General features: G+C 56.8%; 19 protein-coding genes and 1 tRNA gene. 8 read left to right on the top strand and 12 right to left on the bottom strand.

The annotated features are described in order from the left end of the window. Positions 1–12: 12 nt before the first annotated feature. Both FHS27_RS10405 and FHS27_RS10400 read left to right on the top strand, forming a co-directional pair. Positions 13–339: a hypothetical protein gene (locus tag FHS27_RS10405; protein WP_246419511.1), complete on the top strand. Its 327-nt coding sequence runs from the start codon at positions 13–15 to the stop codon at positions 337–339. A 258-nt stretch (positions 340–597) separates the two neighbouring features. Beyond that, on the top strand, positions 598–2,889 hold the full coding sequence (locus FHS27_RS10400; RefSeq protein WP_184304871.1) for a SulP family inorganic anion transporter: 2,292 nt from the start codon (positions 598–600) through the stop codon (positions 2,887–2,889). On the opposite strand, the gene xerC is transcribed toward FHS27_RS10400, so the two are convergent. The 3 genes from xerC to FHS27_RS10385 all read right to left on the bottom strand — a co-directional run bounded on the left by xerC (position 2,834) and on the right by FHS27_RS10385 (position 5,692). Beyond that, positions 2,834–3,736, bottom strand: coding sequence for a tyrosine recombinase XerC (xerC, locus tag FHS27_RS10395; RefSeq protein ID WP_184305026.1), 903 nt, complete (start codon positions 3,734–3,736; stop codon positions 2,834–2,836). The two genes, FHS27_RS10400 and xerC, sit on opposite strands and share 56 nt — an antisense overlap. A 330-nt stretch (positions 3,737–4,066) precedes the next feature. Continuing rightward, on the bottom strand, positions 4,067–4,315 hold the full coding sequence (locus tag FHS27_RS10390; RefSeq protein ID WP_009104148.1) for a hypothetical protein: 249 nt from the start codon (positions 4,313–4,315) through the stop codon (positions 4,067–4,069). Positions 4,316–4,420: 105 nt separating this feature from the next. Beyond that, positions 4,421–5,692 carry a hypothetical protein gene (locus tag FHS27_RS10385; protein WP_246419509.1) on the bottom strand — a complete coding sequence of 424 codons (1,272 nt, stop codon included), beginning with the start codon at positions 5,690–5,692 and terminating at the stop codon, positions 4,421–4,423. Positions 5,693–5,944: 252 nt separating this feature from the next. On the opposite strand from FHS27_RS10385, the gene FHS27_RS10380 reads away from it, so the two are divergent. Continuing rightward, positions 5,945–6,031: transfer RNA gene (locus FHS27_RS10380), tRNA-Ser, on the top strand. A 257-nt stretch (positions 6,032–6,288) separates the two neighbouring features. Here the strand turns inward: FHS27_RS10380 and FHS27_RS10375 are convergent. The 6 genes from FHS27_RS10375 to FHS27_RS10350 all read right to left on the bottom strand — a co-directional run bounded on the left by FHS27_RS10375 (position 6,289) and on the right by FHS27_RS10350 (position 11,645). Continuing rightward, complete coding sequence (locus FHS27_RS10375) at positions 6,289–7,113, bottom strand: hypothetical protein (RefSeq protein ID WP_184304867.1); 825 nt, start codon at positions 7,111–7,113, stop codon at positions 6,289–6,291. 144 nt (positions 7,114–7,257) lie between these two features. After that, positions 7,258–7,779, bottom strand: coding sequence for a zinc ribbon domain-containing protein (locus FHS27_RS10370; protein ID WP_184304865.1), 522 nt, complete (start codon positions 7,777–7,779; stop codon positions 7,258–7,260). 194 nt (positions 7,780–7,973) lie between these two features. Next, on the bottom strand, positions 7,974–9,248 hold the full coding sequence (locus FHS27_RS10365; protein WP_184304863.1) for a M48 family metallopeptidase: 1,275 nt from the start codon (positions 9,246–9,248) through the stop codon (positions 7,974–7,976). A gap of 32 nt (positions 9,249–9,280) precedes the next feature. Next, complete coding sequence (locus FHS27_RS10360) at positions 9,281–10,054, bottom strand: TIGR00266 family protein (protein ID WP_184304861.1); 774 nt, start codon at positions 10,052–10,054, stop codon at positions 9,281–9,283. A 52-nt stretch (positions 10,055–10,106) separates the two neighbouring features. Beyond that, positions 10,107–10,337 (bottom strand): hypothetical protein, encoded by a 231-nt coding sequence (locus FHS27_RS10355; protein WP_184304859.1) that lies wholly within the window; start codon positions 10,335–10,337, stop codon positions 10,107–10,109. 183 nt (positions 10,338–10,520) lie between these two features. Continuing rightward, a complete protein-coding gene (locus tag FHS27_RS10350) occupies positions 10,521–11,645 on the bottom strand; it encodes a DUF937 domain-containing protein (RefSeq protein ID WP_184304858.1) in 1,125 nt (374 codons plus the stop codon). Positions 11,646–11,872: 227 nt separating this feature from the next. Between FHS27_RS10350 and FHS27_RS10345 the strand changes: the two genes are divergently transcribed. The 5 genes from FHS27_RS10345 to FHS27_RS10325 all read left to right on the top strand — a co-directional run bounded on the left by FHS27_RS10345 (position 11,873) and on the right by FHS27_RS10325 (position 20,476). Further along, a complete protein-coding gene (locus FHS27_RS10345) occupies positions 11,873–12,064 on the top strand; it encodes a hypothetical protein (RefSeq protein WP_009097777.1) in 192 nt (63 codons plus the stop codon). Positions 12,065–12,068: 4 nt separating this feature from the next. After that, positions 12,069–13,415 (top strand): Trk system potassium transporter TrkA, encoded by a 1,347-nt coding sequence (gene trkA / locus FHS27_RS10340; protein WP_009097775.1) that lies wholly within the window; start codon positions 12,069–12,071, stop codon positions 13,413–13,415. Between the two features lie 46 nt (positions 13,416–13,461). Further along, positions 13,462–17,496: a hydantoinase B/oxoprolinase family protein gene (locus FHS27_RS10335; RefSeq protein WP_184304856.1), complete on the top strand. Its 4,035-nt coding sequence runs from the start codon at positions 13,462–13,464 to the stop codon at positions 17,494–17,496. A gap of 125 nt (positions 17,497–17,621) precedes the next feature. Further along, complete coding sequence (locus FHS27_RS10330; protein ID WP_044253437.1) at positions 17,622–18,377, top strand: ATP-binding cassette domain-containing protein; 756 nt, start codon at positions 17,622–17,624, stop codon at positions 18,375–18,377. Then, positions 18,374–20,476 (top strand): ABC transporter permease subunit/CPBP intramembrane protease, encoded by a 2,103-nt coding sequence (locus FHS27_RS10325; RefSeq protein WP_184304854.1) that lies wholly within the window; start codon positions 18,374–18,376, stop codon positions 20,474–20,476. The genes FHS27_RS10330 and FHS27_RS10325 overlap by 4 nt, the downstream gene beginning before the upstream one ends. Here the strand turns inward: FHS27_RS10325 and FHS27_RS10320 are convergent. The 3 genes from FHS27_RS10320 to FHS27_RS10310 form a co-directional block, all read right to left on the bottom strand. Then, positions 20,447–20,782, bottom strand: coding sequence for a DUF4235 domain-containing protein (locus tag FHS27_RS10320; RefSeq protein ID WP_184304852.1), 336 nt, complete (start codon positions 20,780–20,782; stop codon positions 20,447–20,449). The two genes, FHS27_RS10325 and FHS27_RS10320, sit on opposite strands and share 30 nt — an antisense overlap. A 5-nt stretch (positions 20,783–20,787) precedes the next feature. Further along, positions 20,788–20,967: a zinc ribbon domain-containing protein gene (locus FHS27_RS10315; RefSeq protein ID WP_184304850.1), complete on the bottom strand. Its 180-nt coding sequence runs from the start codon at positions 20,965–20,967 to the stop codon at positions 20,788–20,790. A gap of 190 nt (positions 20,968–21,157) precedes the next feature. Beyond that, positions 21,158–21,640 (bottom strand): pyridoxamine 5'-phosphate oxidase family protein, encoded by a 483-nt coding sequence (locus tag FHS27_RS10310; protein WP_184304848.1) that lies wholly within the window; start codon positions 21,638–21,640, stop codon positions 21,158–21,160. Positions 21,641–21,668 lie beyond the last annotated feature (28 nt).

Genomic DNA, 21,668 nt, shown 5'->3' with positions numbered 1-21,668 from the left:
TCTTCGCCCTTGATGTCGAAAAACTCGCACTTCGTCGAACCGCACTGGATGATGCCATGCATCATGTTGGTGCTGTTTGCATTGCCGAGTCTCGGGATCACCGCAACTGTATCTCGACTCTCGCTCGATCGCGAGACTCAAAGTCAGTCCGAAGAGTTGGAAGAACGAGTGCCGTGTTCGGCCGAACGTCGTGAACGTGACGATCGGTTTGCGGATTCCACGCCCAGCCCGTACCGGCTCTTCTCTCCGCATTGGACAATTGTCCGCATCACTGATGTTCCGCGAGCCATCGTCGGACATCGACTCTCAAGTGGCAATCTCGCGCCCATTCGCTGTTAATAAATCGCAGATCTTTTCTGTATGGATTTGTTAGTCTGAACTCACGCGAACATGCGCTCATCATTGCACACGGTCACACCATGGACCGAGGTGCAACAATTTGAGTCCTGGTCGTGTGAAACCAGACACTGACTTTTTGGCGGTAACTCGTTTCATCCGGTGCACAGCAGTGGCACGGAATGAACGGGTAGTATTTGTTCGTTTTTTGGTGCCCGCGATTTTCGCGGGTGCATCTGTTTTCATCAGGATTTCGCAGCGATGTCTTCCCAAACCACTACCTATTCCTCTTCAACGGTCATCCGAGATTTAATCTCGGGTGTGGTTGTTTTTCTGGTGGCGTTGCCACTCTGTCTCGGTATCGCATTGGCATCGGGGGCGGATCTGTTTTCGGGCTTGCTTGCCGGGATCGTTGGCGGGCTCGTCGTGGCGGCGATCAGTGGATCTCACACGAGCGTCAGCGGACCGGCCGCTGGTTTGACCGCGATCGTTGCCGCCCAAATCGCCGCATTGGGATCGTTCGAGGCGTTCTTGCTGGCGGTCCTGATCGGCGGTGCGATTCAGGTCGGTTTCGGGATTGCGAAGGGAGGGGCGCTGTCGGCGTTTTTCCCATCGAGCGTGATCAAGGGGTTGCTCGTCGCGATCGGCGTGATCCTGATTTTGAAACAGATCCCACACGTCTTCGGCCACGATGCCGACCCGGAAGGTGATATGTCGTTCGTCCAGCCGGACAGTGAGAACACGTTCACCGAAATTTTGCTGATGATCGCCGGCGACATTCACGTCGGTGCGATGGTCATCGGGATCGCATCGATCCTGTTCCTGGCAATATGGGATCGAATCCCGAGGTTGAAAAGTTCACTCGTTCCGTCGCCGCTCGTGGTGGTGCTGTTGGGGGTCGCATTGAACATGTTGTTTAGCAGGTTCGGTGGGAAATGGTTGATCGGGGAAAGCCACCTCGTGCAAATACCAATCGCGAGCAGTGCCTCTGAGTTTATCGGTTTTCTAAGGATGCCTGACTTCACGCAGTTGTTGAATCCGGCGGTCTACATCGGCGCCATTACGATTGCCGTTGTCGCGTCGTTGGAGACATTGCTCAACCTCGAAGCCGTTGACAAGCTCGATACTGAAAAACGCAATTCACCCGCGAGTCGTGAGTTGATCGCACAGGGTTGCGGCAACATGGTTTGCGGGATGATCGGTGGTTTGCCTGTTACGTCGGTTATCGTTCGCAGTAGCGTCAACGTGAACTCGGGAGGGAAAACCAAGCTCGCAGCAATCTTCCACGGGATTTTGTTGTTGCTTAGCGTCGCGATCCTGCCGGGCTACATGAACATGATCCCGTTGTCGGCTTTGGCCGCGATTCTGCTGGTGACCGGTTTCAAACTGGCCAGCCCTAAGTTGTTCAAGCAGATGTGGAACGAAGGCCGTTATCAGTTCGTTCCGTTTATCGTCACGGTGGTGGCAATCGTCTTCACTGACCTGTTGATCGGTATTCTGATCGGATTGGGCGTTGCCGTTCTGTTCATCCTTAATAGTAACCTGCGTCGTCCGATTCGCCGTGTCGTCGAGACTCACTTGGCCGGTGACATCACCCACATTGAATTGGCGAACCAAGTCAGCTTTTTGAATCGTGCCGCAATCGAACGCATTCTTGATGAAGCCAAACCAGGCACTCGATTGACAATTGACGCGAGTGCCTCGGATTACATTGACCCCGATGTTCTGAGTTTGATCCGCGATTACAAAACGAACACGGCCCCCGCACGCGATGTGCTCGTCAATTTGGTCGGATTTCGTTCCAAGTACCAACTCAGCGATGACGTGCAGTTTGCGGATTACACGACCCGTGAGTTGCAAGACAAGGCAACGGCGGATCAGGTTATCAAGACCCTGCGTGAGGGGAACCGACGTTTCGTCAGCGGGACCCGTTTGAACCGAGACTTGGGTCGCCAGGTCAACGCGACCGCGATGGGGCAAAACCCGCTCGCCGCCGTGCTCAGCTGTATCGACTCGCGAGTTCCTACCGAGTTGGTCTTTGACCTTGGGGTGGGAGACATTTTCAGTGTCCGTGTTGCCGGAAATATCATCGGCACCAAATCGCTCGGCAGCCTCGAATACGCCGTCGGTGTGGCGGGCGTGAAATTGGTTGTCGTGTTAGGGCACACTCGCTGTGGCGCGGTGACCTCGTCGGTCAAACTTGTCGCGGGCAAACAGGATGCGATGAGCGCGACCGGTTGTGAACACTTGCAATCGATCGTCGATGAGATCGCACCGAGTATCAAGGACCTCCCGCCGCGATCGCTCGACGAATTGAGCGAGGAAGCGTTGGAAACCTACGTCGACAACGTTGCCAAACAAAACGTGATTCACACGGCTGAGGAAATCACCCGTCGTAGTCAGGTGATCCGCAACGCAGTCGGTGAAGGCCGCGTCAAAGTGATCGGTGCGTTGTACGACGTGAAGACCGGTGAGATTGAGTTCTTCGGGGCTTCGCCTATTGAGCCCGAGGGTGAGCCTGCTCGTAAATCGTTCGCAGATTCGCCGCGCTAACGTGCGTGTAGATCTGGGTCGTCGTTAACGACTTGTGACCGAGTAATTCCTGCACGCTGCGAATATCAGCTCCCCGATCGAGCAGATGGGTGGCGAAGGAATGACGCAGCGTGTGGGGGCTGGTCCGAGTATCGAGTTCGGCGTCGGCGATGTATTTGTCGAGCATCCGACCGACACTGCGAGTCGTCAGAATGTTCCCGAATCGGTTGACGAAAACCGGTGCCGCCTGACCGAGACGTTCGGACTCCGCCGATCGATTGCGACGGGCCGCGTATGCACGAATCGCATCGATCGCGTACGACCCGAGCGGACTGATCCGTTCTTTGCGACCTTTTCCTCGAACGCGGGCGATCCCCTGACCGAAGTCGATGTCGCCGTCTCGAAGGGCAACCAGTTCACTGACCCGGAGTCCGGCAGAGTACATCGTTTCTAAAATCGCGCGATCACGTAGTCCGGCGGGATCATGTGCCGGAGGTGTCGTGAGGAGTCGGCCGATTTCCTCGTTGGAAAGAACGAGTGGCAGTTTGCGGTTTCGCCGTGGGTTGCGCAGTGGCTTCGCGGGGTTCGTTTTCGCCGAGCCTTCACGCATCGCGAATTTGAAGAAACTACGCAGCGACGCGAGTTTGCGTGAGATCGTGCTCTTGGCGTAGTCGGCCTGTTGCAACGCCGCTTGAAATTGTCGGAGGTGTGAGGGATCGAGCGAATCGAGCGTTGTCCCGGCAAACTGCCCACCCTCAATCCACTGTGCAAATCCGAACAGATCTTCGCGGTAGGCTTTGATCGTCAGGTCCGACGCGTTGCGCTCCGTCGCCATGTACCTCAGGAACCGAGTGATCGCCGATGACAGGGGGACTTTTGCCATGATTCAGGTTCCTGACGTTGAAAACAATCGTTGCGGATGCTTCGTCACCGCAAAATTCATGGGGGCGTAATTCGTTAAGATTTCCGGCAGGTCTCACGATCGTCGCGAATGTCTTGACGATATTTGTGGCGGCTTGAACCCCTTATTTATTTGCGACTCAGCACTCGATCCTTTCGTTCTCGCGGTGGTCCTATCGCGAAGATCGACTCTCTAGAGCAATTCCATTTTTGTTGCAGCCACGGTCGCCGGACGTGGAGACCATGTTCTGGCGAGCGTCGCTCGCTTTAGCAAACTTTCGTCATTTACGGAAAAGCTCTAAGCGAAGTCATCAATCGAGATGCTGTCAAATTCTTCGCTCGCGGAGATTTCGTCGAATTCGGTGATGACGGTTTCGCGGATCTTGCGAGACAGCATCGCCGCGTCGTACCAGGAAAAGTCCAAGTCGGGATTGGCGGCAAAGCGAGCGAGCTGTCGGAGCGTTTCGTCGCGGTTTTCATCGTCAAACAAAAAGATGAACTTCTCTTCACCTTTTACGAGTGCCAATACGTTGACTTCCTTTTCCATCTTTTGTTCTCGTCCTGAGTTGGGTCACGCGGCGGAGGAGGAGTGTTGCGTCGCGGTTTGGCCCGTTTCGGGAGATTGGGCCCGTGCAACACTTCCGACGTGTGCTCAGTATCGGCTCACAGGCCAGCGAAGAATGAGGTCGCTTGGGTCCTGACCGCCCCGAGACTCCAACATTTCCGCGATGTGCAGGTGACAACAGAAACGAATGAAATCTTCGCTGCGTTTGATATAACCCTGCCAAGACATCCCACGTGCATCGTCGCCGGTTTCGACATAATCGGCGAGTCTTGCCGTAAAGTAAGGGTCGTCACCGCGATACAGCCGCGTATGTGTCAAAACCGGATCATGTTGCCGGATCATCATTGGCGGTACCGGTTGCGGTGGATCGGGGATCAGGTCAGTGGGCTCGGGCCAGTTCGCGGGCAGCGGCGCGGAGGCGGCGAACTCACCTTCGACCCAAACGCCGCCGTCGGTAACGCACTCGCCATCGGCGTAAGGGCCATCGCGATAGACGCCATCGAGCGGCCCCATTTCGGCGTACTCAAATTCCGATCCCGGAGACATGGGCGGGCTTTGTGGGTCGGCGATTTGGGAGTTGCCCGTTTGATTCGTGGCGATGGACGCGGGGCGGCCCGGTGGTAACACGATCTGTTGACCTGCGGCGGTCTCATTGAATTGCGTTCGCGAGATGTTCGACTTGACCACCGGTTCGCCCCAAGGGTCGGTTGCCGCGGGCCGTTTGGCCGTTGAGGGGGCAGCGTTTTCAGGTGAACCACCCGGTTGAACGGAGTGGGCGTTCGGGGCCGCGGTGGATTGAGCGAGCGGAACGGATTGCGGTTCCTGCGTTTTTAGCTGACTGCGGGCCAATTCGAACTCTGCTTCCTTGGCAATTCGGGCGGGAATTTTGTCTTCGCTTTCAGTGCCCCAGGGCAAACCGTATCCAGGCGGAATCGCGTGAAACCCTTCGTTGGCAGCGTACCAGTGAACGGTCAAACCCATTCGTGGTGGATAGTACGCATCGAAATCCGTGACCGATCCGACGACGATCGCCTCCACGTCCATCATTTGAGCGAGTCGTTGGAATTCGGCGCCGGTTCGCGGCTCGCCATACTGGGCCGCATAAGACCGTAACTGCATCGCGGTCACGCCGACGGGTAAAACTTCAAAACCGGGGATCGCCTGCAGAGCCGCGTAATAGGCCCGCGCGACTTCGTTACCGTCGACATTGGGTTGGTCGCTCTGGTTGAAAAACGGCAGCACCGCGACTCGTTTGAGCTGGGGGAAAGGGTTGTGCAACACATCGCGAGTTCGGGTTTCCGGAACTAAAGAGCATCCACCGGCCGAGAAGACCAGGAAGAACCCGAGCGTGACCGCCAGCGCGGCGCGAGAGCCGACCGCCGCAAAATGGGCTGTCGCCCGAGCGAATGCGGTGTCGATAAGCGTCTGAACGTTTGGTGCGAGTTTCACGGGTTCAAGCCAGTTGCATGACCGCGCATCTCCTCCACCCCCGTTACTTTTATCGGCACCACGGACGGCAAACTTTGCCTAATCCTCAAAAAACCTGTGGCGATTCATTTCAACCGCCTGTGGGCGAACGCCAACACACCTGCTAAAATCCCCCAGCTCGCCGGATGGGTGGCCGAGTGGACGAAGGCTCTAGTCTTGAAAACTAGCGTAGGGGTAACTCTACCGTGGGTTCGAATCCCACCCCATCCGCTTCTTGCTCTCTTTTGGGTGCTGACGAATACCAGTGCCGGGAAGATTCTTTGCTAAACAACCCGACGGTTGATTGGTGATCGCCCGCGTGGATCACCGCCCGTCGAAAATTCTCAATGGCGATGGTTCATGGATCGCCGCAGCGATTCCGATGAAACCCAGCGGTTTCGAATCAACGCGCCGAGGGAAGGCTTGATTTCCATCCATGAGCCTCGGGCTCCGAAACGCAGTTTGAGTGGTGCGGCAGTGTCGGTGCGTCAGTCCAAGAATGCGACGGCGGCCATGGCTCGGGATTGGTTTTCCGTGTTCATCGCGACTCGGTGCCAGCCGTCGAGGCGGAGGGTGGCGTGGTCGGGGTGGGAGACTTTTCCACGCACAAACACAACCGGATCGCGCCGCATGACCCGCCAGTTCCATTTGCTCGCTTGCGGGTTTTTCTTGAGTAGTTTTCGGTACTCTTGCGTATCCAGTCCGCTGGGATGTCGACCACACACGTACACGGTGGTGCCTCCGTCGCGATACAGGAATTCACACACGTGCGGTTTGCTGCCGAGGCCACGTGAGATCGGTTCGTTTCTGAGGAGAAGCTTCTCATTGACCCGCACGTTGCCGGCGGGAAGAAAGAACCATTCACCTTGACGAACGAATGTGTCTGTCTTGCGTCGCAATCGTTTGGTTCGCTTGCCCTTCTTTCCACTTTCGCGGTCACGAACCAGTTCTGGTTTGAGCGATTCTTTTGCCGTGATCACGTTACTAACGGGAGCCGTTTCGGGAACGCCGGCGACAAACCAATGTCGTTCATCATGTCCGCACAGAAACTTATCCTTGCGAACAGGATCGTTCGCACGCTCGGCTGACTGCCGTACCATCAGCAACAGATGTCGTTCGCGGGGTTGGACATCGATGACGGTGACGTCGGCGTCCTCGGTTGCTTGGATGTCGAAGAACTCACCACGGCGATCATGGCCGATGTCAATGACGATGGGACCGGGAGCCAGACGCCATCGGTTTTCAATCAATGGCCGGATGGTAGCGCGTGCACCGAGTTTCTCGAACTTGGCAATGAGATTTGAATCGTCCATGCAAAAAGAGACATGCTCTTTTAACGTGGGTTCGCGAGAGACCGCGATTTGTGATCGGAATTTGGTTGCTTGTTTTTGAGCTTGTGGCGTGATGATTGTGCATCAACGCGAGAGCATTGCCGGTTTCGAGTCAGAATGAAGGGCCTAAAATGCGGTGCCGCATCCGTCGCAAAATTTCGCATCGCCGTCGTTAACTTCCCCACATGAGCTGCATGATTTGGACAAGGACGACCCACACTCGTCGCAGAACTTTGCCTGACGGTCGTTTGCATTGCCGCACTGGGGACAACCGATTTTGTCTCCACTAATGCCTTCACTAAGGCCCGCGGCCAATGCCGAGGCCATGGTTTTCACACCGCCTTGGGTCCCTTCGGCCATGTAGTTGAACGTGTCTTTTCCGACCGGGGCGATCTCTCCCGCATGATAGCGAGCGATGGCGCCGACGTAGGCAACTTGGGTCATCACGGCGCCGACAAACATCAGTGGCAAGCCGACGAAACCGCACCAAAAGTATCGAGGTGGCTCAAAGCCGCCGAACGAAGAAAAGAAACTTCCCAGCCCCACGATGGTGAACAGGATGCCGACGAGCAGGATCAGCGGCCCCACCACGCGAAGCACTCCTCGAACTTGTGTGTGACCTGGATTGATTTTTTCTTCTTCGGACATCGGGCTTCCTTATGGCAACGAGAACGGCACATCGATTCTAGGCTGAATCGTTGCGGTTTCGGGGCGCCCTTGTCGCGGAGAATGCTGAGAAAGTGAATGGTTGTAGAGGCAGACAGGTGACAGGTGGCGCGGTATGGGAATGGTCTGCTTGTGCCCTGCTTGATCTCGAAACCGTTGACGCATTCGACAGGCACTCAATAGGTGTTCGCGAGTAACGATGAGTCGCTGTTGCGATTTTTCCAGATGTATCGGATGCGGTTGGGCAGCGGTGGGTGAACTCCATCATCGACATTGATAAGCCGAAACAGAACGTGTTTCGGATTCGCTTCGATCATCTCGACCAGCTTTTCAATCTGTCGTTCGTTGAAGCGAACGTCTCGCGGATCGTCGAGCAGGGATTCCCAATCGAGACGCTGCATTTGGTTTACCAACTTGGCTTGCTGTTGCAGTTGTTCGAGGTAATCGGGGTCGTCAGCGTCTTCGGCTTCCCACATGTATTTGAGGAATCCCGAGAGCGACGTTTGCTGATTGGCTTTTGCCTTGGCACGCAATTCTTGCTGGACGGATTCGTAGAGTTCGTCATCGGCGACGTGGCCGAAAGGCGTTGCTTTTTCAACAGCGGCGGCGACGTCTTTCTGCGACAAGGTTTGATGTTGGGCGGTTCGCGCGAGCAATTCCAGTTCGAGGAGTTGTCTTTGCTCGGCGTCGAGTCCGCTCTTGATGAGTCCGCTGATCGACGGTTCGATGCCGTTAACCTGGGCCCCGAAATCGTCACACAAATGCTCGATCGCTTTACCGTGTTTGAGCATTCCCATCCCACTGATACGCCAGAAGAAGAACGCAGTGATCGAAAGGACAAAGAACCCGATCATGCCTTCGATCTCGATCGCCTGGACGACGAAGATCGCGATTAGGATGCCGAGAGCAAGTGTTAATAGACGAAACCGGTCTCCGGTGAGATAGAACCGATAGTAGTGACCAAGTTCGTGCCCCATGATGGCTTGGATTTCGTCGCCATCGAGTTTGTGGAGTAGTTGTCGGTTGAGATAGATACCATCGAGGGAGCCGAACAAACGTCCGAGCCGGACGGCACTGGCGTTGAGAGATTTGTCGTTGGTGACAAAGACGGGAATACGATCGTCGGGCAAGCGAAGTTTTTGCAGCGTCTCGCGAAACAAGGATTGCAGTTTGTATTTATCCAGATCACCGAACCGCGTTGTCTCTTTGATGTCTTCCAATCGCTTTTTCTTTTGCCCCCAAATCATCAACAACGCCATCACGAAAGGGCCGACCATGACGAGGCCGGCGGTTGCCGAGAGGATCGGTTCTTGGATGACCTGGTCCCATCGGATCATCGAGGCCAGTGCGCCGATCGCGACGACACGAATCGCCACCCAGGCGACGACGGATTGGTTAGCACGGCGGAGTTGTTCGAGTAAGTCCGCTCGATCGGGAATCATGGTTTTCATGCGAGTGTCGTTAGTCGCGATGCGGGGCAGTGTTAGAAGACCGCTTCGAGCAGGACACTGAGGAACCCACCACTCGGTTTGCCGCGTGTTTGGTAATAGACGTGCCCCGGTCCGGTGTACCGGTTGACCAGCCCTTCGCCGGACATCAGTGAATCGCGAACGCTCTCGGTGGCTTTAACCAGTTTGTACGTCACGGTATCCGAAAAGGCGACCATGAATCGGTTGTCCACGTAGATGGTTTCATCAACGGCGAGTTCGCGGTGAACGACGGACCCATAACTTTGGCAGAAAACATGTCCGACGCCAGCGGCGTGCATCAGGAAGAGGCCCTTCCGGCTCATCAATCCTTTCAGGCCACCATAGGTCGTGCGGATATTGGTTTGCCCAGTGTTGGCGAGGTAAGAGCCTCGCGTGAGGTAGTAGCCGGAGTCGCCTTCAATATTGAGCACGACGATATCGCCATAGCTATCTGGCGCGAGCACGACCTGTTCGCCATCGGATTTCGCGCGAAATTCTGCGGTGAAGAAACTCTCGCCACCGAGAAGGCTTTTGAAGCCGCCGGACCACGAGTGCTTCTTTGGCGGTTTTGCAATCGGCCGCACGCCGTCGTGCGATTCCAACGGATCGACCGAGTCGTGGCTGCTTTCCGGGGGATCAGTCGGAGACTGCCGTCCGATATGAGCGGCGATTTTGATTCCCGCCGTCATCGTCAGCATGCTGTTGGGCTGTGCGACGACGTACTCGTTCTGTTCGAGCGATATTTCTAGCGTAGAAAAAACGGGAGAGTGCTGAACCTGGAACTGCATGAAAGCGGTGTCGCGGGAGGCGGACAGTAGGTGAGAGAGCTGTCTGCCTGGATCAGAAATCGTCGCCGGCTTCGGTCGCGTACTTGTTACGCATCATGTAACCGACGAACGCGATCACGCCGAGGATTCCGAGAAAGATAAACAATGCCACCATTCGCGAAACGCCCAAGACATCTGAGATGCCGGTGATGCAGATGTCATAGATGACGATCCGGATGAACCAGCTGATGATTCCGCCGATTCCACGACGAGCCAGGAAGGTAGACGAGGTGAGTGCCGACATAATTTGGCTCGCGAAGTGGGGGGGGAGTGTTAAGATGGCATGTGATAGGGGGTTGGATGGGCTGCGTCAAGTTTTCTCGACCGCTCTTCATTGAAAATTCCTGCTTCCCCAACGACGTTCCAATGCAGCGACGTAAGACTACGGGCACCGTGGGACGTTAGGTCCACGTCGATCATTGGCGGCTTACGAGGACGTGAGCGTACCCACCTTTGCGAGCATATTGTCGACGATTGGTTGTAGGATTGGTCCGACACCTGGGATCGCGAGAACTTTGTCGATCATGGCCTTGATCGGTTCGATCATCGGGCCGATTTGGTCGGTCACGGTGGATCGAACGCTGGCGGGAAGTTGGTCGAGCATGGAGGTCATGCTGCCGAGTTTCTCGTTGAGCGATTGCATTTCGGGAACCGCGGTTTGCGCCGATTCGACATCGTCGACGCTTTGCAACGTTTCGGTGTAGCCGCTGAAAATTTCGGACAGTTTGCCGGTCGCGTCCGCACCGGTGAGCCCCAGAGTGTCTTGCGGGGCGGAGCCCATGTCGATGTTTTCGAGTGCATCGATCACGTCGGCGTCCACATCCGGCACCGTGGGAGCGGCGGGTTGGTTGAACATTTTAAAACCGACAAATGCAAGAACGCCCAGAATCACAACGGGAATCAACTTTGACATGAGTCCGCCGCCCGACGGGGATGGAGTCGCAGGTGGAGTCGCCTTCGGCGGCGCCGCGGGAGTGCTGGCGGGGACGTTCGCCGGGGTGTCTTCGAAGCCGAGGTCGGTGAGGCCGAGTGTGCCCGCCATGCCGCCGGGTAACGATTTCGCGATTTCGTCTTTTTGGCTCATCAACAGGTTGGCGAGTCCTCCGCTGTCGAGTCCGAGCGATCGTTTTTGTTTGCCCAGAAAGCTCATCACGATCGGTGCGAGCATGGCCATCAGTGATCCGGCAGTTCCGGATTTCATACCGCTGACTTTGCCGACAATGTCGGCGATCATGCCGGCTTTGGCTCCAAACAGACCTTCGATCAGGCCGCCGGCGTCACCCTCGGGCGAGGCCGCGTTACCGGTGGAAAACATATCGCCGATGTTGTCGAGCAGGCCGCCGTCGAATTCGGGTGAATCCAGTGTTTTTTCCAACGATTGGGCTCCCTCGGGAGTGGACGCCTGTTTGAGCAGTCCGCCGAGAATCGTCGGTAAGAGGGCACCGATTCCTGATTGCAGGACTGCCGGATCGATGCCAAATTTCTTGGCGATCTGGCCGGCAACCATGCCTCCGAGTTGACCTTTTAAAATTTCAATCATGTTCATCGACATGCCAGGACCTTCTGCAAAATGTGGGGCTCGACGCAATCCACCGGCTTCTCGACAAAAGGAACCGAACGGGACAACGCGAATGGAGGGGCAAACGCAACGAACATCCTAGGGTATCGATTGGTGTACATGCAATCACTCTTGGCGAGGCGGGTCCATTGCCCCGTAGGCCGTGGCTCCACTAGGATGCTGCGGTATCGAACACGAACTTCCCTTCCTGTCCATTCAAAATGCTCTCAATTTCTCCGACATACCTGTTGTATTACCTGCCGCTGATCGTCGCGATTTCGCTGGTGTTCGGTGCGACGCGGCACGAAGACATGACCTTGATATTGAAGCACGCCATGCACACGGCCCGTTGGATCACGGGGTTCATGGGGATCGTGTTCTTGGTGATGTTGATCATGGACTGGATGGTATAGGCCGATGCGAATTCTTACGCTCGGCGGCGGCACGGTCGGACGCTGGATCGCGGACATGTTGTGTCGTCGCCGGCACAGCGTCACCTTGATCGACAGCGATCCGGAGATCGTTCGTTCGATCAACAGCGAACTCGACGTTCGCGCGATTGAGGGAAATGCTTCCCAGAGCACGGTGCTGTTTTCGGCTGATGTTCTCAGTGCGGATTTATGCCTCGCGGTGACGGGCAACGATGAAGTCAACATTGTTGCCGCCAGCATGGCGAAGGCGTTGGGCGCGCGTCGCTCGATCGCGCGTGTCTACGCGCCAGCGTTTCGCGATTTAGCGACGTTTGACTATCAGCAGCATTTCGGTATCGACAGTCTGTTGTCGCTGGAACAGTTGTCGGCGTCGGAGTTGGCGCGAGCGATTCGGAACCCGGACGCGATTCCCTTAGAACACTTCGCTCGTGGACAGTTACAAGTTTATGAGATGGATGTGTCGGCGGGTTCCTCGGCTGCGGGCAAGAAGCTCATGGAACTCGATCTCCCACAGGGTGTGCGTGTCGGATCGCTCGCCCGTGAGGGACGGATGTGGATCGCCAGCGGTGCAGACGAAACGCACGTCGGCGACCGTGTCAGCCTTGTGGGAATGCCCGACGCGATCAGTGTCGCGCGGAAAGTATTCGGTGGCGAAAAACGGGCTCGCAAGAAAGCCAAGGTCATGATCGCGGGCGGTGGCGAAACGGGGTATCACCTAGCCAGTTTGTTGGGCCGCGAGGATTTTCGCATCGTGCTGCTCGAGACCGACGCGCATCGATGTGAACAATTGTCGAAACTCTTACCACACGCGACCATCGTGCAGGCGAGCGCTAACCGACGCAGCGTGCTCGAGGACGAGGGGGGCGGCACGGTCGACTATTTCGTCGGTTGTACGGGTAACGATGAGAGCAACATTATGGCGGGCGTGGAGGCACGTGAACTCGGTGCGTCTCGCGTGATGTGCGTCGTTGGGCGTCCTGACTACGCGAACGTGGTCGGCAAGCTCGGTATTGATTTGGCGGTCAGTGAGCGGGACGTCGTCGCGCGTCAAATTCTCGGTTTCCTCAATGAGGGTGCCGTGATCAGTCAAACGAAACTTCCCAACGGTTCGATCGGTGTCTATGAACTCGAAGTGCTGCCTGATTCACCGATCACGAAAGCGTCGCTGGCCAACCTGCCGCTCGCGGGGCGGTGTTTGATTGCCGCGATCCAGCGTGACGGTTTCGTTCGCGTGCCGACCGCGAAAGATGTGTTGAAGGTGGGCGATATCATCGTGGCATTGATCGACCTCGACGATACGGACGAGATTCTCAGCCTGTTCCATTCCGATTGATGATGGCTCGCCACCACGACCGGTGGCCTCTTACAGATTGCGACGGATGATGATCGAAGTTTGGGCAGATATTGGCGGCACGTTTACTGATTGTTTGGTCACTCGCCACGACCCCGGCACCCCTCCCCAACAAGACACCCTCAAGGTGCTCAGCAGCGGTTTGGTGTCGGTGGATTTGTTCGCGGTCGTGTCGTCACGTGAGATGATCGTGCGGATGCCCGTTTCGCTCGTGCGCGAAGGATTTTGGGTGGGCGCCACATTGACTGGTGCGGGCAACGCGATTCTGGGCGAGGTCGTACGCTGCCAACTCGAAAAGAACGAGACCCGCGAGAGCGACCGTGAGCCGACCGACGGCATCGACGTGAAGTTGATGCTCGACCGGGATCATGGTTTGCGGGAACATGGTTTGCGGGAACATGGTTTGCGGGAACATGACCTGCGGCATTCCGGGGAGCAACCGGCGACTCGGTTCACACTCGACTCCGGTTTGGAGGCGCCGGTCTTGGCGACCCGTTTGTTGTTGAGCGGTCGTTTCAATGTGCCGGTGGGATTGCGGGAGCCGTTGCCGAGTCTGCAGGTGCGGCTGGGGACGACCCGTGGAACGAACGCGTTGTTGACCCGAGGCGGTGCGAGTACGGCATTACTGATCAACGAAGGACTGGGCGATCTATTGTCGATCGGGACTCAGGATCGACCGGATCTCTTTTCACTAAACATCGTCAAACCCGCACCGCTGCCGGAACACATCATCGAGGTGCCTGGCCGATTGGGTGCGGACGGCGAAGAGATCGCAGCGTTTGATGAAGAGCGGCTTCGGGAACGATTGCGACAATTGCACGCTGCACCGAACCGGCCCGAAGTCGTCGCGATTTGTTTGATGCATTCGTATTTGAACGACGCCCACGAGCGGATCGCCGAGAGGATCGCTTGTGATGTCGGATTCGAACGTGTGGTGCGTTCGACTCTCGTCGCGGCGTTACCGAGGATCGTGCCGCGTGCCGAAACCACGACGCTTGACGCGTATTTGCAACCGGTTTTGGAAGACTATGTTGCCCGTGTCGAAGAACAATTCGGTGGACCGGAGAAATGCAAGCTGCGTTGGATGACGAGCGGTGGGAACCTCGTCGCGTCGGGAGGCTTTCGTGGTCGGGAGAGTGTTTTATCGGGACCGGCCGGGGGCGTCGTGGCGCTGGCTGAAATCGCCAAAAAGCTCGGAATTGCCGGTGCGGTCGGATTGGACATGGGCGGGACGAGTACCGACGTTAGCCGTTTCGACGGCGAGATCGGTCGACGACAAGAGAGTCAGATCGGTGGTATTCGCGTGCTCACGCCGATGATGGACATTCACACCGTCGCGGCCGGTGGCGGTTCGATCTGTGGGGTGCGGGATGGGCGGTTGTTCGTAGGCCCAGAGAGCGCCGGGGCGGATCCCGGGCCGGCGTGTTATGGCAGGGGTGGCCCACTGACGATTACCGACATCAATGTAATCTTGGGGCGGTTGCCGATCGAACGGTTCCCGTTTCGGTTGGATCCGGAGGCGTCGTGTCGGGAGTTGGAGAAGGTCCGCAGTTTGTTGCCCGATGAGATTGCGACATCGCCCGAGCAGTTGGCAGAAGGATTTTTGCGAATCGCGGTGACGGAAATGGCTGAGGCGGTTCGTGTGGTGACGACCGCCGCGGGCAACGACGTCCGCAAGATGGCGTTGGTCGGGTTCGGAGGTGCCGCGGGTGGGCATCTTTGTCGTGTGGCCGAAGCACTCGGAATGTCGCACGTGGTGGATCATCCGCAATCTGGAATCTTGTCTGCGGTCGGCATCGGGCACGCCGCGATCGGGCGTATCGTGACGCGGGCGTGGCAGCAAACGATTGCCGCGGGTGAGGCTCCACGTGCGGTGTTGCCCGAGCATGTCGCGGGGATGCGTGAGGTGGCGTCGCACTTACGTGCCGAATGCCTTGGAATGCTCCAAAAGGAAGAGTCGTTTACGGGTACGGGGACCGACGACGAGCGATTGAGGGTGTCGGTCTGGTGTGACCTGCGATATGTCGGAACGCAGTCGACCATGGAGTTGCCGCTCGAACCGGCCGGTACAATTGCGGAACGAATGGACGCCAAGCACGCGTCCACATTCGGATACGAGCGTCCGAGCATGTCGATCGAGATCGTGTCGATGCGGTGTGAGGCGACCGTGCGGCAACCCGTTCATAATGATGTGGAGTCGCAGTCGTCGAAACTATCGTCCATCGAGCGACGTGACGAGGTGGGACGCCGCGCCGAAAAGGAGAGGCATGGTGTCAGTTCGAATGTCGGTGCGAACGCTGAGGCGGTTCCGGTTTTCGATCGTGAGAGTTTGGTGGGTGGCGAGACGATCAAGGGCCCAGCCATCATTGCGTCTCCTCACTCGATCCTGAATGTCGAAAGCGGATGGGCAGCGGAGGTACGAGACGACGGCATCGTCGAGCTTCGGTGCGCTGCAGCCGAGCACGTCTCATCCGTGAACGTGTTGGTCGATGCCGATCACGAGGCGGACGATGCGATTGAGATGGAAGTGGTCGCTCGTCGTGTCCAGGGAATCGCGGAGGCAATGGGCGAAGTGATCCGGCGGACGAGTGTCAGCGTGAATGTGAAGGAACGTCGCGACTACAGTTGTGCGGTGTTTCTCGGAGACGGTTCTCTTGTTGCGAACGCGCCGCATGTGCCCGTGCATCTCGGTGCGATGGGACACACCGTTCGCAGTATCACGGCGTCGTTTCCCGAAATGAAGCCCGGTGATTGTTTCATTAGTAATGATCCTTTCTCGGGCGGTTCTCATTTACCCGACGTCACGGTGGTCACGCCCGTGTTTTGTCATTCGAATCAGCGTCCGGAGGGCTGGCCGTGTGATTACTTCGTCGCATCGCGTTGCCACCATGCAGAGATTGGCGGGATGGTGCCCGGGTCGATGGCTCCGGAGGCGACCTGTTTGGCCGACGAAGGTGTGTTGATTCGAAACATGCCACTGACGCGGGGCGGCGTTTCCTGCCACGATTCGTTGCGAGAGTTGTTGTCGACCGGGCAATACCCTTCCCGTAGCGTCGAGGAAAACATGTCCGATATCGCTGCGGCAGAAGCGGCCGGTCGAGAAGGAGCACGAGCGATCGCCGCATTGTCGGAGTCATTACCGCCGGGGCGATTGGCGTCGCTCTTGCAGCGGTTGATGCACGTGGCGGGTGAGGCGACGGCAACGTGGATCGAATCGTTAGGTGAGGAACGCCGCGAGTTCGAAGACCAATTGGACGACGGGACGATCGTGAAGGTCTCGCTGCGTCCGGATCAGGTTGCACGGCGGCTGACGATTGATTTTACAGGTTCGGGGGACGTGCATCCTCACGGGTTCAATGCGACACGTTCGATCGTCACGGCTGCGGTTTTGTATGGATTGCGATGTGTGGCCCCGAATGAATTGCCGCTATGTGATGGTGTGTTGCGCCGAATCGATTTGGTGATCCCGTCGGGGTTGTTGGACCCGCCTGGGAACGATGACCCGCGTCTCTGTCCGGCAGTGGTGGCGGGTAACGTCGAGACGTCCAATCGCGTTGTCGACGTCTTGCTCGGTGCACTCGGTGTCGCCGCCGCGTCGCAGGGGACGATGAACAATCTGTTGCTCGGCGATGAAACGTTCGGTTACTACGAAACGATCGGCGGTGGGGCCGGGGCCACGGAATCGAGCGACGGGGCTGACGCCGTTCACACGCATATGACGAATACTCGGATTACCGACCCTGAGGTTTTGGAGTCACGTTTGCCGGTTCGGTTGCGAACGTTTGCGGTTCGACGGGGCAGTGGTGGTGGGGGACGCCGTCGTGGCGGCGATGGTATGATACGTGAGATGGAATTTCTGAAACCGTTGACACTTTCGTTGATGACGTCTCGCCGCACGACTGCTCCCTATGGAATGCAAGGTGGGCAACCGGGCAAGTCGGGGCGACAGACGTTGATTCGGGGAACGCAGGAGACCGTACTGCCGGGTTGCGTTTCGTTGTCGATCGAGGCGGGCGATCGGTTGCGAATGGAAACGCCCGGCGGTGGCGGTTTTGGCCGATGAAATTCAGCGTGCGTCGGTGAATTATGCGTGCGAGCGTGAATTAACAGACCCATCTTGCCGGACCTTGCGTAGGGCGGGTTCCGGTGTATCTCTCTTCTCTTTTCGTGCCACCGATCCGCGACACCATGCTCCATATTCACGCGTTGACCAAACGTTTTGTGGCCGACAACGAAGTTGTTTGTGCGGTGAATGGACTGTCGTTGGAGGTTCATCCGGGAGAAGTCTTCGGTTTGCTCGGCCCTAACGGAGCGGGGAAGACGACGACACTGCGAATGGTGCTCGGACTGGTCGTGCCGGATGAAGGTTATACAGAGGTGGCCGGTGTCCGAACTTCGGTCGATCCGTTTGCGGCGAAAGCGAAGCTCGGATTCGTTTCGGCCAGTGATGGGGTGTATCCCTGGTTGAGCGTTCGAGAGATGCTGCTGTATTTCGCCGATCTCTACGGCGTGACGCCGGAAGAGGCGTTGGAGCGGTTGGAACTGCTCGCCGACGTGATGGACATTAAAGGGTTGCTCGATCGGCGTGCCGGAACGTTATCGACCGGACAACGTCAACGTGTGACACTCGTGCGAGGATTGATTCACGATCCGCCGGTGATGTTGCTCGACGAGCCAACCCGGGGGCTCGATGTGGTCGGTGTGCAAACGATTTTTCGTTACATCGCTCATTTGCGTCAGGTCGGAAAAGCCGTCATCGTTTGCACGCACCGACTTGACGAAGCCGAACGGTTGTGTGACCGGTTCGGTTTGTTGCACCGTGGTAATTTGAAGTATCACGGCACGCTTTCGACACTTCGTGAAGAATCTGGACGCGAACATCTTGTCGAAATGTTTGACGATTTAATGAATCCACCATCACCTTTGAGTGAGACCACCGCGTGAGTTTGTCTTGGTCTCGGTTGGCACGTCTCAGCCGCAAAGAGCTTCGTGAAACGCTTCGCGATCGACGTACGATTCTGACTTTGGTGATGATGCCGTTGTTGGTTTATCCCCTGCTCAGTATGGCGTTGAATCGTTTTCTGATTTCGTCCGGTGGTCCCGGTGAAACCGGTTTTGTTGTGGGTGTGGCAACGGTCGAAGAAAGCAACTGGTTGCAGTCGTTGATCAACGATCCACGCAGCACACCGCCGCGATCGATTCAGGATGCGAGTGGTGGCAACCTGGCCGAGTTTAAAGTGGTTGTCACCGAAGACATGGATCCGGATGAAGCGTTGTTGGCGAATCAGCTCGATATCGCGGCGAAGCTCGAGATTGACGGCGACGAACCGTCGTTGATTACGATCACGGCATTCGCGGGGGACCAGGCGAGTCAGTCGGCGCGTCGCATTTTGATTGAACGATTGCACTGGCTGAAGCTCGAGGACACGATTGAGATCCTAAAACAGCGTGTGCCGGATTTTAGCTCGTTTGAGATCGCCACTTCCGAAATCGGCGAACGTCCCAGCGGCAATGTGCTCGCCTCGATCATCCCGCTCGTGTTGGTCTTGATGACGATTACCGGGGCGGTGTACCCCGCGATTGACCTGACTGCGGGTGAGCGTGAACGAGGAACAATGGAGGCGTTAATGGCGTCGCCGGTTCCCCGTTGGTGGCTGTTGCTGGCCAAGTACGTTGCGGTGGTCAGCGTGGCGTTGCTGACGGCGGTGGCGAACTTGGGCGCGATGTTCACGACCCTGTCCTTAACGGGCCTGATGCCGATGCTCGCGGGTGAGGGCGCGGGACTCGGTTTGAAGCAGATGGCATTGATCTTTCTGCTCCTCGTGCTTTTCAGTGCCTTCTTTGCCGCAGTATTGTTGTCACTGACCAGTTTTGCGAGATCTTTCAAAGAGGCTCAGGCCTATTTGATCCCCGTCATGTTGCTCTCGCTCGCCCCCGCGATGTTGTCGTTGATGCCTGGTATCGGGCTCGATGGAATGCTAGCAGTGGCTCCTTTATTAAATATCGTATTGTTGGCGAGGGAGATTCTCGCGGACAACGTGCACGCGTTTGGTGCGACGTTAGCAATCGCATCGACCGTTTTGTACGCAGCAGCGGCGTTGGCGATCGCCGCAAAACTGTTTGGAAACGATGCGGTCAACCGGACAAGTGACGCATCGATCGGGTCGCTATTCAAACGACCCAGCGAAACGACACCTCGCCCCAGTGTCGGGGAGGCCGGAATGGTTGTCGCGTTGCTGTTGCCGGTTTCGTTCGTCGTTTCCAACGCGTTGATGCAATGGGTTCGCCGGCAAGAAGGTGACGTGAATGTCACGTTGCAATTGGGACTCAATGCGATCGCTTTGATTGCGGCATTCGGTTTGATCCCACTGTTTGCCACTTATCTGGGCCGGCATCGGTACCGATTAACGTATCGACTCAATAGGACAAGCATCGGGTTTTACATCGGCGCAACGATTTTAGCGGTGGGGGCTTGGGCGTTCGCACACGAAGCGTTGGTCCTCGCTGATCAGTGGGGGTGGGCACTGCTGAGCGAAGACCAGATGGAGCGTACGCGGGGCGTCTTAGAGAAATGGAAAACGATCTCACCGATCGTTTTGCTCGCGACGATGGCGCTGACACCGGCGGTCATCGAAGAACTATGTTTTCGTGGGTACTTGTTCTCCGCGTTTTCGAACGTATTGCGACCTTGGCAAACCATCATGGCAACGGCCGTCCTGTTTGGACTGTTCCATGTTTTCGTCGGCAGCACTTTGTTGGTCGAAAGATTTTTGCCAACCACGTTGTTGGGAATCCTACTCGGCTGGGTCGCTTACCGGAGCGGCAGCGTGTTGCCCGGAATGTTGTTGCATTTTCTGCACAACGGCCTGTTGGAAATGGTCGCTCGTTACCACGAAAAACTCACCTTTCTCGGAACCGAAATGCAAGAGAGTCGGCATTTGCCACCGACTTGGTTGGCAATCACTGGTGGATGCCTGGTTATCGGGATTGCAATCGTATGGTTGAGTCGACCATCACGAACGGTAGACGCGGTAAGCGCTTGAAGAGGTTCGCCGCGATGCGATGCGGGCCATCCCGACGACGGCGCCCGAGACGGCACCCCATAAAAGTGCATCTTTCCAATCGACTTCGGACGATGCTGGGTTTTGAGGTGGCGCTCGGTTGAGAGCCGTTTTCCATCCCGCTTGAAGTGCGCGACGAGCGAGAAAGGTTGTCGCGATCGCGACGCCAAATGCCAGTGCGTTTTCTGTTTGGCTGATGCCTTGGTTTCGGTCGTTCGAAGAATGCGGCAGGTAGCGTTCCGCGTACTCTTGGAGATCGTGTGCGTTTTCTTTGATGCGATCGAGCATGGAAATTAGTCCTTTTGGTTTGGGTAGGTAACGGGGCGGTGTCGTGTTGGTGTGATATCGCCGGGATGTTCCACGTAGATTTTTTCGCCGCAGTGTGGGCACGCTACTGCGCGGTCGAGCACGTGTTTGCCACAGTGTGGACAAGGAATCTCGTTTAGCGACGCGTTGTCTGATTGGGTCTCCATGGGAATCTCCTGGGCGTTGGGAAGGGACATCGTTTCAGCACATCATGGCGGAGGGCGTCGAGAATGAGAGCAAGCCTCAATGATTGGCATCGTGTCGCTGTCCCATCGGCGATAGGTCGTTGCGCTCGGACTCGAGTACCCAAAGGCTTGATCGAAAATTGACGCTTGGCGAGGGATGCAATCTGTTGAACTACATCGAAACCGAGGCGTTGATCGATTCATCCACGTGCGGTCGCTCACCTTGCATGTAGGCTTTGCCGGCCTTGATTAGGTAACGCAAACCGTCGGTGCCTGAGTTGTCCCAGTACTCACCGTGCCGCGCCTCGACTTTTAGCAAGACAATCGAGTCGCTGGATTTGCCTTCGGGAAACCAGACCTTCCAGGCCTCGGACCACAGTTCGTCGAGTTTGGCACGGTCATCAACAGCGTGAGCTTTGCCCGAGATGGTCGCGAACTTGCGAGAGTTTTGCATGGTGACTGCGACTTCATTGTCGAGTATGAGATCGGCGACCTTGCCGGAATTGCGGTTGGTCACGAACCAAACATCGCCATCCGATTCCACCTCTGCGATGGCCATCGGGCGAGACTCGAGCGAACCGTTGCTGGAACGTGTAACTAGCATTGCGTTGTCAAAGTCATTGAGAAGTTCGATGAGTTTTTTGTGTGTATCCATGGTTCTATTCTTTAAGCTCGAGATCTAA

Origin of the sequence: Aporhodopirellula rubra (assembly GCF_014192335.1) — a bacterium.
Lineage (GTDB): Bacteria > Planctomycetota > Planctomycetia > Pirellulales > Pirellulaceae > Rhodopirellula > Rhodopirellula rubra.
The sequence above is the reverse complement of the archived record's forward strand: the minus strand, read 5'-3'. Positions and strand labels throughout refer to the sequence as shown.

What these genes read in the sequence shown, in the direction of transcription:
- FHS27_RS10405 (WP_246419511.1), top strand. Translation starts at nt 13, where the DNA reads ATGTCGAAAAACTCGCACTTCGTCGAACCGCACTGGATGATGCCATGC.
- FHS27_RS10400 (WP_184304871.1), top strand. Translation starts at nt 598, where the DNA reads ATGTCTTCCCAAACCACTACCTATTCCTCTTCAACGGTCATCCGAGAT.
- FHS27_RS10390 (WP_009104148.1), bottom strand. Translation starts at nt 4,315, where the DNA reads ATGGAAAAGGAAGTCAACGTATTGGCACTCGTAAAAGGTGAAGAGAAG.
- FHS27_RS10375 (WP_184304867.1), bottom strand. Translation starts at nt 7,113, where the DNA reads ATGGACGATTCAAATCTCATTGCCAAGTTCGAGAAACTCGGTGCACGC.
- FHS27_RS10370 (WP_184304865.1), bottom strand. Translation starts at nt 7,779, where the DNA reads ATGTCCGAAGAAGAAAAAATCAATCCAGGTCACACACAAGTTCGAGGA.
- FHS27_RS10365 (WP_184304863.1), bottom strand. Translation starts at nt 9,248, where the DNA reads ATGAAAACCATGATTCCCGATCGAGCGGACTTACTCGAACAACTCCGC.
- FHS27_RS10360 (WP_184304861.1), bottom strand. Translation starts at nt 10,054, where the DNA reads ATGCAGTTCCAGGTTCAGCACTCTCCCGTTTTTTCTACGCTAGAAATA.
- FHS27_RS10355 (WP_184304859.1), bottom strand. Translation starts at nt 10,337, where the DNA reads ATGTCGGCACTCACCTCGTCTACCTTCCTGGCTCGTCGTGGAATCGGC.
- FHS27_RS10350 (WP_184304858.1), bottom strand. Translation starts at nt 11,645, where the DNA reads ATGTCGATGAACATGATTGAAATTTTAAAAGGTCAACTCGGAGGCATG.
- FHS27_RS10345 (WP_009097777.1), top strand. Translation starts at nt 11,873, where the DNA reads ATGCTCTCAATTTCTCCGACATACCTGTTGTATTACCTGCCGCTGATC.
- trkA (WP_009097775.1), top strand. Translation starts at nt 12,069, where the DNA reads ATGCGAATTCTTACGCTCGGCGGCGGCACGGTCGGACGCTGGATCGCG.
- FHS27_RS10335 (WP_184304856.1), top strand. Translation starts at nt 13,462, where the DNA reads ATGATGATCGAAGTTTGGGCAGATATTGGCGGCACGTTTACTGATTGT.
- FHS27_RS10330 (WP_044253437.1), top strand. Translation starts at nt 17,622, where the DNA reads ATGCTCCATATTCACGCGTTGACCAAACGTTTTGTGGCCGACAACGAA.
- FHS27_RS10320 (WP_184304852.1), bottom strand. Translation starts at nt 20,782, where the DNA reads ATGCTCGATCGCATCAAAGAAAACGCACACGATCTCCAAGAGTACGCG.
- FHS27_RS10315 (WP_184304850.1), bottom strand. Translation starts at nt 20,967, where the DNA reads ATGGAGACCCAATCAGACAACGCGTCGCTAAACGAGATTCCTTGTCCA.
- FHS27_RS10310 (WP_184304848.1), bottom strand. Translation starts at nt 21,640, where the DNA reads ATGGATACACACAAAAAACTCATCGAACTTCTCAATGACTTTGACAAC.